This is a genomic window from Leptolyngbya sp. FACHB-711, assembly GCF_014695615.1.
Lineage (GTDB): Bacteria > Cyanobacteriota > Cyanobacteriia > Elainellales > Elainellaceae > Leptolyngbya_A.
In genome coordinates this window covers 24218-33558 of record NZ_JACJOR010000530.1, presented here as the reverse complement: position 1 = coordinate 33558, position 9341 = coordinate 24218, and the positions used below count along the sequence as shown (strand labels likewise).

Genomic DNA, 9341 nt, shown 5'->3' with positions numbered 1-9341 from the left:
CAAACTTTTCTCAAGTCAATCGAGCGACGCGCGCAGACTCCCCACATTTCTTAATGAGTAATTTGTATTCTAGTCGGACTCGTTCTGAACACCCTGAATAAAGCCATCTGAACAAAACCATCTGAAACTGCGATCGCTGCGATTAACGATTCTCTATCGCCAACATACCTTGCTTTAAGCAGGTTGAAAATCTGCCATTCGCGTGAGGCGGATTTGTGCCAGGGTAAAAATGACCGGAATGACACGACTGTAATTAGTTGCGACAGTACGCCATCCCAGATCGGCAAAAAACCACATCCACAACGCAGGACCGACGAACGCCAGCAGGCTACGAGCAGCCCCATATCGAGCCGCGTTAACCGCCATCCCACGGGATGCTACCTGGAGCGCAGCCTGATTTTGGATTTGAGCTGCAACTGCCGCTCCGCCGTGGACGACCGCCTCTTTTGCGACCTGATACGTTGCCCAGTGAATCGCAAACTGCCGGGCTAAAATCTGCAACAGCCAGGGACGAATCATAGAATTGACCGCTAGCGCACTGCCTCCCTTCAGCAGCAGGCCCACCGGATCATTTTGAGGCGATCGAGGCAATTGCTGAGCCAACTGCGATTCATTGACCACCTGCTGAATCTTGCCATTGAGTACCCGTTTTTCTGAGGCAGGCAGATTTTCCCAGGCGCGGTGCAGCAGATACAAAAAAATCTCGGCTTCTAGCTCTTCGGTGGTGAAGCTCTGGGAGTAGGGAAGCTTGAGATAGCGGCAGACCCGTACCAGAATTTGGCGATAGCTGATATCCGACGACTTGCGGCGCAGCACAGTTACACCATCCGCCGCCAGAAACCGAAATCGTTCTTCGATCGCGTCAATCTGCGCTTGGCGGGATTGGCTGCATACTTCGATCGGCTGAGGCGTGTAAACATAGTCAAGCGGATTAAATCGACGGCGAAATAGAATTTCGGTTAGGAGATGGAGTTCTTCGTCGTTTGCCAATTCCAGAGGCACTCTTAATTCGTCCAATGCTCCACCCTCCTCCATCATCCCGTGAACGTAATTTTTGAGAGATTTTTAATCGTAAATTCAGTGGCTATAATTTGACAGCCATTTCCCCATATTCTACTGAAAGATAGAGGATTTCATCCGAGGGACATCAATGGAAAGTGTGGATGTCGCTGTAATTGGGGCAGGACTAGCAGGGTTAACCTGTGCCCAGCAACTTCGGCAAGCAGGCTATCAGGTCATTGTGCTGGAAAAATCACGCGGATTGGGCGGCAGAGCAGCCACCCGACGATTGCTCGACACCTGCGCCGACCACGGGTTGCGTTATCTGGACGAGCAGGGCAACCGATCGCAGGAATTCATCGATCGGCTACTGAGCGCGGGCGTGATAACTCGCTGGACAGAAGTAGCTCATACCCTAAATACCTCTGGGCAGATCAGAGCCGATGCTACACCCTCGCCTCGCTACATTGCACCTGCGGGCATGAGTGCGATCGCAAAAGAGCTGGCGATCGATCTAGATGTGCGGCGAAATCAGCGAGTGGGGTCAATTTTTCCCACCCGGCAGGGCTGGAAATTTACGATCGAAGCTGAGCAGACAATCGCTGCTCCGGTGGTTGCTCGATCGTTGGTAGTTGCCATTCCTGCACCGCAGGCACTCGCCTTACTGGAGCCAATCGCTGATTCCGAAGCGTTCGCTGATTTTGAAGAATTAGAAGAATTAAAAGAAATGCAGCTCAAGCTGCGATCGGTTCAGTTTGACCCCTGCATAACTGCAATTGCCGTTTACCCCGCAGCGCGACTGGCTGACTTACAAGCCGTTGTTTGGAAAGCCCTGACGCTGGAGAGCGATCCGATTTTGAAATGGATTGGGTTAGACAGCAGCAAACGCCCCAACGCTACTCAGCCCGTTTTGGTGCTGCACAGCACTGCTGCTTTTGCAGAACAGATTTTTGATGCGCCGGATCTGCGAGCGATCGGTCAACAGATACTCGATCGGGCTGCCCAGCGGTTAATGCCCTGGTTCAACGCGGCGGAGTTACTTCAGGTTCACCGCTGGCGATATGCATTTGTGAGGCAATTCCTCACCGAATCCTGCCTGATCAGTCGAGTGCCGCTGCCGATCGTCTGCTGTGGGGAATGGTGCGGTGGACAACAGGTAGAAACCGCATTAGCCTCTGGGGCAGCCGCAGCCGTGCAGATTGAGACAATGCTTAATAAGAATTGAGGGGCGATGTCGCTGAACGAATGACGCAGGACGCTCTCAGTGCTTTGGGTTTAATTGTTTTGGGTTTAATCCTGTCCTTTTACTTACCCCGCACCTGACGATTTCTCTCAACTGCTTTACTGCTGCCAAGATGCAATCCGTGAATTCCAGGTTCATCCGCTAACTATCAGCAACCATTACTAATATTGCTCTGTAAAATTACGATCGCTGCTTTTTCCGTATTTTTTGGAGTTCTTTGTTTCTTAATTAAGCAGTTATGAACTGCGAAGCGAATTTGTCAAAGTTATGACAGGTTTATTCGCGGCACGGGGAAAGCTAGGGCAGAAGCAATTGGGCAATCGATATGCAAACAAGAGCCGATCGTGATAGCCAACTGGGCGGAGCAAAACTCCTTGGCTCTTCTGCCAAAGGTTCTCTAAAGCAGAAAACTGACCTGGATGATCTTTATCGCTTTAGCGTTAATGGACGCAGTCGTGTCGACCTTGCACTGACAGGGCTTGCAAAAAAGACCAATGCAAATATCGAGCTATATCGACTGGCGCGCCCGTTGCGTCAAGTTGTCCGCAGCATTGGCAAAATCGACTTTAGACAACTCCGAGGAAATCAGCGACGGGGAAATTTGCAGCTTGTCGGAGCATCCAGACAGGGTGGTAACCGCAATGAACTGATCAGTACAGAACTGGAGTCGGGCGATTACATTGTGCGAGTTACGCAGCGTCAGGGAAACTCTAGCTACCAGCTCAGACTATCCAATACTCTGATTCTGCCTTCCGTGCCTCCGGTTGCGCCAACTGACCCGATTTCGCCTCCTCCGCCAACTGACCCGATTTCGCCTCCTCCGCCAACTGACCCGATTTCGCCTCCTCCGCCAACTGACCCGTCTGTGCCAATCCCGTTGACTATTCCAACCTCAAGTCCGGTTTCAGGTGCAGTGAGCGATACAGCTCAGCAGACGACCTACTCTTTCAGCATTGCAACTAAAGGCGATTATCTGTTTAATCTGGCTGGTTTGACGGGCGATGCCAATTTACAAATTCTGGGTGCAGATCAAACCACGATCGTTAGGACTTCAGCGAATGTAGGCGCGAATCCAGAACAGTTCCTCCAGTCAATGGCTCCGGGCAACTATTTCGTTCGGGTTTATCAAAAAGCTGCGGGGGAAAACTCAAACTATCAGCTCACCATTACCGCCCAGACCGATGGAGTCAGCAATCAGCAGAATCCTGCGACTTTGATTCCCGGACTTGCCGATACCACATTGACTCGCCGCAACTATGTAGGGAACGGCTTAGCATCTCCCGTAGACTACTATGAATTCACCACACCGTCCAGCGGAGCTCAATTCTTGACGGTGGAAATGGTTGACTTGTTTGACAACCTCGATATCGAGCTTTACGAGAAACCTGCTGATCCCAATGCTGCTCCTGATAAAAACATTGGGCCCTCAAACCGACCGGGAACCAGCGCAGAAATCTTTGGGGGAACGCTGGGCGCAGGTAAAACCTTTATTCTCAAGGTTCTGCCGGGTAAGGTTCTGCCGGGTGAAGAAGCTGGAACTGGCTCAACCTATCGGCTAAATCTTCGCCTCAGCCCCACCCAGTCACTCCCCAGTGTGGCTCGCGATATTGCTTTTGGTAGCTCTGGCTCTAGTGCATCCAACTTAACTGCGGTCGGCGGCTTTGCCTATTTCACCGCAAACGACGGCACGGGTAACGGGCTCTGGATCAGCGACGGAACGCTGGACGGAACCCGAGAACTGGGCAAGTTTAGTGCGATCGGTGAATTTGCTGCTGTGAACAACACGCTTTATTTCACCGCAAACAACGGCGCAACTGGTCTGGAACTATGGCGATCGGATGGAACTGCCGCCGGAACGAAAATCGTTGTGGATAAACTGCCGGGAATCACGAGCTTTAACCCCACCAAGTTTACCGTCGTTAACAACCGTCTCTACTTCTTTGGGCAACCTGGAACCAGTGCCGCGTCGAAAGGTCTGTTCTATGTTGATGCAACGGACACTTCAAGCGACCCGATTAAGGCAGTCGTTGATTCCACTAACAATGTTGCGTTTAACCCGCTGTCATTCAACAATCTGACTGCGTTGGGCAACACGCTTTACTTCACAGGCAGCGAGGGCACGGGGTCAAGTGGCACAGGCAACGAACTGCTGCGGATTCAAAATGCGAACACTTCTACCCTGATCAGTACCGCAAAAGACATCTGGCAAGGAGCCGATCCCTCTAACCCGCAACACCTCACACCCGTTGGCAATAGCCTTTTCTTCCAGGCTCGCGCTCCCCTCAACGGTCCAGCCCAAACCGAACTCTACCGCTTAAATGCAGACGGCACCACGCTCACCGCATTTGATCTGCCTCCAGAACCGCTCAACTCAAATCCGAGCAACCTGTTTGAAATCAACGGAACGCTTTACCTCACAGCAAATGCAGGTAATACTGGCATAGAGCTATGGGCACTGCAAAATGCTGAAACGGCAGTAGGTTCGCAGGCTGCTACACCGCAGATTCCTGTGCGGGTACGCGATATTAATCCGGCTGGCCCATCGAGTCCGTCTAACTTTGTAAATCTGAACGGAACGCTTTACTTCATTGCAGACGATGGCACAGGGAAATCGCTCTGGCGGACAAAGACTGAAACCACGAATGGACAAACAGCAATTACCGCAGAGAAAGTGTCTACGGTTAACAGCAAATTCAATGGCGTAACGGATATCAAGAATTTGACTGTCGTGGGTCAGGGTACGGCAGCGCGGCTCTACTTTGTGGCAACTCAAAATAACGACACAGAAGTTTGGTTTAGCGATGGCACCGCAGCCGGAACGGGCTTCTTCGATGTCAATAGTACGGGGTCATCCACTCCGGGGCAGCTCACCAACATTAATGGTCGCCTTTTCTTTATTGCCTCGACAAACGAGCGCGGTGCAGAGCTCTGGAGTTTTTCTGGAATTCCTGTTCCGTCCTAGCCTGCCAAAGTTGTACCCCTGTTGTAGCTAGACTTTTATTTCTACTGCATTTCCACAGTCATACTCAAAAGTGATACTTAAAAGGGAGGTGAGCTTCGATCGCTGATCTCCCTTTTTAATTTAATAAACTTGCTTGGAAAATTGCGTTTCATCCGTAATGGTAAGCGCGATCGCGATCATCGTGTTTCCCGCATGAATCAGAGGAATTGTGCCAGTTGGGGACAGAGGGATTGCAAAAGCGGAATGGGTATAGCAGAACCCTGCCCAGAATTGACCCGCGGGGGGAGACGGTTCGAGCAGTAATTAATGACTTTTCTAAACTGCCTCTAGCATCACAAGCTAAACAGCCGTTATTTAATGCCCATATTTAGTACACAGGCAATAGAGTTTGCTTCTCTTACCGCAGAAACGCCATTTGTTGACTCGGCGGCTCGTAGCCCAGATGCTTCCAGGCCGCAGGGGTAGCAATTCGTCCGCGTGAGGTGCGCTGAAGGTAGCCGATTTGCAGCAGGTAGGGTTCGTAAACTTCTTCGATCGTCTGAGCGTCCTCTCCTGTCGCAGCAGCCAGCGTTTCCAGGCCCACCGGACGACCCGCAAAATTTTCGATCATCACGGTCAGCAGACGGCGATCGGTCAGGTCTAATCCGCAGGGATCGACCTTGAATAGTTCCAGCGCATCGGCGGCAAGGGGTTGATCGATCGTGGCTCCTTTGGCTCTGACTTCCACAAAATCTCGCACGCGGCGCAGTAACCGATTGGCGATTCGGGGTGTGCCTCTGGCGCGGCGGGCAATTTCGCTGGCTCCCGCTTCAGTGGTGGGAGTGTTGAGAAGCTGGGCGGTTCGCAAAACAATTTGCGTCAGTTCGTCTAGCTCGTAAAACTGGAGCCGCTGGATAATGCCGAAGCGATCGCGTAGTGGCGAGGAAAGTGCCCCCACCCTGGTCGTTGCTCCGATTAGCGTAAACCGATGCAGCGGAATGCTTCGCATCCGGGCACTTTGTCCTTTGCCGACGGTGATATCTAGTCGGAAGTCTTCCATTGCCGGATAGAGAATTTCTTCGGTGACTCTGGGCAATCGGTGAATTTCGTCGATAAACAACACGTCGCCCGGTTTCAGCGTCACCAGTAGCCCAGCGATATCACGTGGACGTTCCAAAGCCGGAGCGGTAGTAATTTTGCACTCCACACCCATTTCTGCCGCCAGAATCAGCGACATTGTAGTTTTGCCCAATCCGGGCGGACCGTAAAGCAGCAGATGATCCAGTGCCTCTTGCCGTGCCTGAGCCGCTTTAATCGCAATCTCCAGCACTTCCTTCAGTGCCTTTTGTCCCACGTATTCTTTGAGCTTTTGGGGACGCAGGGTTTCTTCTTGCCGACCCGCTTCTTCTAGGCTGGCACTGGGCTGAAGCAGGTCATCCGGGGCAGCGACGACTCTGCCTCGGGTTTTGCCATTCGAGCCACCCGGCTTTGGGCTGTCTGGTGAAGGTTGCTTAGAGGAAATAATTGCCATAGGGCGAACTGCTGCTATCCGAGGGACACGCTGGATTTAGTACATCTGGACTATTCCAGGCTTGACTGAATTCTATAGCGTTTTTAACAAAGTGAGAGAGGCTTTTCGCTAAATCTGCGGCATACCAATGTCTGCGGCATACAATGAAAGCTCCTGAGTGAGAAAGTTCCCGACTGATGAGGAAGCAACCCTATGCTAGCCGTTCCTGCCAATATTTCCTTTCAGCAAGCGATCGAGCTAACTCAAGCTTTAGTGTCTCGCATGGAACAGGGTACACTATCTGACGCTGAAATTGCACAGACAATTGCGGCTTTGGTTCAGACGGTAGACGGCGCACGCGGCTTTTTTGTGGGGTATCTGACGGACGATCGCTCCCTTGCCGACCATCCAACCGAAGCAGTAATCAGTGCCCTACGAACGTCACCTGAAGTCGCTGCTGATCTGCTGGTGAAAAACCTGGCAATGTCTACCGCGGTGGCAATCACTCACCGTCGTAATGACAATTTAGATATGGCGCAGGGATCGGACCGGGTTCGATCGCGTACAACCGCCTTAATTCAAAAGCTTCAGCTTCCTGAAATTGAGCAAAAGGCGAAACAGCTCCGGGCAGCTACGGAAACGGGCGGCGGGGAGTATGAGGATTTTTTGAATCGATGGAAGTATGACACGGAGCAGCGGTTGGCGATACGGGAGGCAATCGAGCAGGTGTCGGAGTAGATGGGTGAATGGCTGGATGAGTGAGGAGATGAGGGGACAGGGTGCGGGGTGCGGCTTTAAACGACCTTTGTTAGATTGGCGGGTTAGGTCGGGGAGCAGAGAATGGACTGGACGCAGGGATTGGGAAATCGGGCAGTTGAAGGGTTTTGGCGATCGCTGATTGCACCGATTCAGGAATGGCTCGATCAGTATCCGTGGCTAGAATGGCTGTTGCAGCATCCGTTGTGGCTAGTGGGGCTGTTTGTGCTGGTCGTTTTTTTGTTTGCCGGGCTGCTTCAGGCGATCGGGCGGCTGACGGAGAACATTTGGCTGACGCTGCTGGGGCTGCCATTTCGCTTGATAGGCTGGGTGGTCGTGGGGTTGGTTTGGCTGGTGCGGTTTGTCTTTGGCAAGCGTCCGTCGGAAGTGAAACCAATCTCAGAAGTGGAGTTAGCTGAAGTGAAGCCCGAAAATCGGCTGCAAGAATTGCTCGCTCGGCTAGATGCGATTCGCTCTGAAGAGGAAGCTTTGCTGCGGGAAGTAAAAGAGATTTTAGCGGCGAAGGAGGACAAGTAGGGGCACTCGATCAGGATTGGGATGCAGGATTGCTTTTGGGGATAAGCGTGTAAAGCCCGCCCAGGGCCAGCCAGTTGAGCAAGTTTACGCGGATGTCGTGATAGGTGACATCAAACAGGGCAAAGGCACTGAAGGCGAGCACTGCCAGTAGATAGCCTGTGAGCAAGGCTTGACGGTTCGATCGAATCAGGTTTGGATCTTTTGCCGCGTCTGAGAAGATTGCCCGTCCTGCCCGAAAGCATAGCCAGCCAATAAACAGGGTGAATCCGATCGCCAGGGGAAACCCCGCTTCACTCGTCAGCAACAGCCAGAAATTGTGAGGATGAGTTGCATCGGCGCATTCGACCGGAATCACACGATAAACGCGACGCTGAGCCACGCATTCAGGGAACTGAGCCAGCAGGCGATCGACATACAAAAACTTAAAGTTGCCCAGCCCCCAGCCGAGCCAGGAGCGATCGTGAATCAGTCCGCCTGCGATTTGCCAAATCCGTAAGCGGGAGTCATCGAGCCAGGTCAGGGAAAGCGATCGTCCGCCAATGCCAAAGCCGATCGCGCCTGCCATGATTCCGGTGAGGCTAATCAGTCCAGCCATCAGGACAATTCGATTCGATCGATTCAGAATGCTATAGACCAGAATTAGCAGAATGGCGATTAGCAGACCGTTGCGAGAACCCGAACTGAAGATGCCGAGCAGCGTGGAGTAAGTGCCGACATACAGCAGCCGTTGGCGGAGGGACGGCAATCGAGGCGGCGCAGTTTCTCCTGGAGAGCTATCAGGTTTGAATGACTGGCGAACGCTTTGGTAATACAACACCCCCAGCCCCAACGCTAGAATCACGACCAGATAAACCGCCAACGAATTCGGGTGATTAAACATCAGCATTGCCCGACCTGCATGAGGCGCAGAGCGTATCCAACGCACAAAGGGAATTCGACGCAGCGATCGGGGTAATCCGTCTGCCTTGAGAACCGCCTCGACACCGGCATAAAGATTAATCGGAATCGTGGCAATGACCCAATCTGTCGTTAGGAGTGCTAACCGCTCTGCGTTCTTAAAAAAGTGGGGCAAGACGGCAAACAGCAGAAAAAAGGGCAGAAAGTGAATGAGCTGGAGGAAGGCTTCGCCGCGATCGTAGGCAAGCAAAGAACTGAGCATCAGCAGCCCACTCAAAATTAGTAAACTGTTGCGCGTTGGACGATCGATGGCTGATTTACCGTGAGTCAGCGCGTAGCCCATTGAGGCAGCAATGCCCGCCATGCTGATCACATACAGGTATAGAAAACCAGCCAGCGACCCGCGAAAAATGCGATCGAACAAACGGTTCTGCGAGGAAGGCGTTTCGGTCATTCGT

7 protein-coding genes are annotated in these 9341 nt (G+C 52.4%); 4 read left to right on the top strand and 3 right to left on the bottom strand.

What is annotated here, in order from left to right:
* Positions 1-174: 174 nt before the first annotated feature.
* Positions 175-1017, bottom strand: coding sequence for a YaaW family protein (locus H6F80_RS26170; protein WP_190794448.1), 843 nt, complete (start codon positions 1015-1017; stop codon positions 175-177).
* Positions 1018-1150: 133 nt separating this feature from the next.
* On the opposite strand from H6F80_RS26170, the gene H6F80_RS26165 reads away from it, so the two are divergent.
* Positions 1151-2224 carry an NAD(P)/FAD-dependent oxidoreductase gene (locus H6F80_RS26165; RefSeq protein ID WP_190794447.1) on the top strand — a complete coding sequence of 358 codons (1074 nt, stop codon included), beginning with the start codon at positions 1151-1153 and terminating at the stop codon, positions 2222-2224.
* Between the two features lie 343 nt (positions 2225-2567).
* On the top strand, positions 2568-5204 hold the full coding sequence (locus H6F80_RS26160; RefSeq protein WP_190794446.1) for an ELWxxDGT repeat protein: 2637 nt from the start codon (positions 2568-2570) through the stop codon (positions 5202-5204).
* A gap of 397 nt (positions 5205-5601) precedes the next feature.
* Here the strand turns inward: H6F80_RS26160 and ruvB are convergent, their stop codons facing one another.
* Positions 5602-6714: a Holliday junction branch migration DNA helicase RuvB gene (ruvB, locus tag H6F80_RS26155; RefSeq protein ID WP_190794445.1), complete on the bottom strand. Its 1113-nt coding sequence runs from the start codon at positions 6712-6714 to the stop codon at positions 5602-5604.
* Between the two features lie 192 nt (positions 6715-6906).
* Between ruvB and H6F80_RS26150 the strand changes: the two genes are divergently transcribed.
* Positions 6907-7431: a sll1618 family protein gene (locus H6F80_RS26150; RefSeq protein WP_190794444.1), complete on the top strand. Its 525-nt coding sequence runs from the start codon at positions 6907-6909 to the stop codon at positions 7429-7431.
* Positions 7432-7533: 102 nt separating this feature from the next.
* Complete coding sequence (locus H6F80_RS26145) at positions 7534-7986, top strand: hypothetical protein (protein ID WP_190794443.1); 453 nt, start codon at positions 7534-7536, stop codon at positions 7984-7986.
* Between the two features lie 10 nt (positions 7987-7996).
* Here H6F80_RS26145 and H6F80_RS26140 read toward each other — a convergent pair whose 3' ends face one another.
* A complete protein-coding gene (locus H6F80_RS26140) occupies positions 7997-9337 on the bottom strand; it encodes an O-antigen ligase family protein (protein ID WP_190794442.1) in 1341 nt (446 codons plus the stop codon).
* Positions 9338-9341 lie beyond the last annotated feature (4 nt).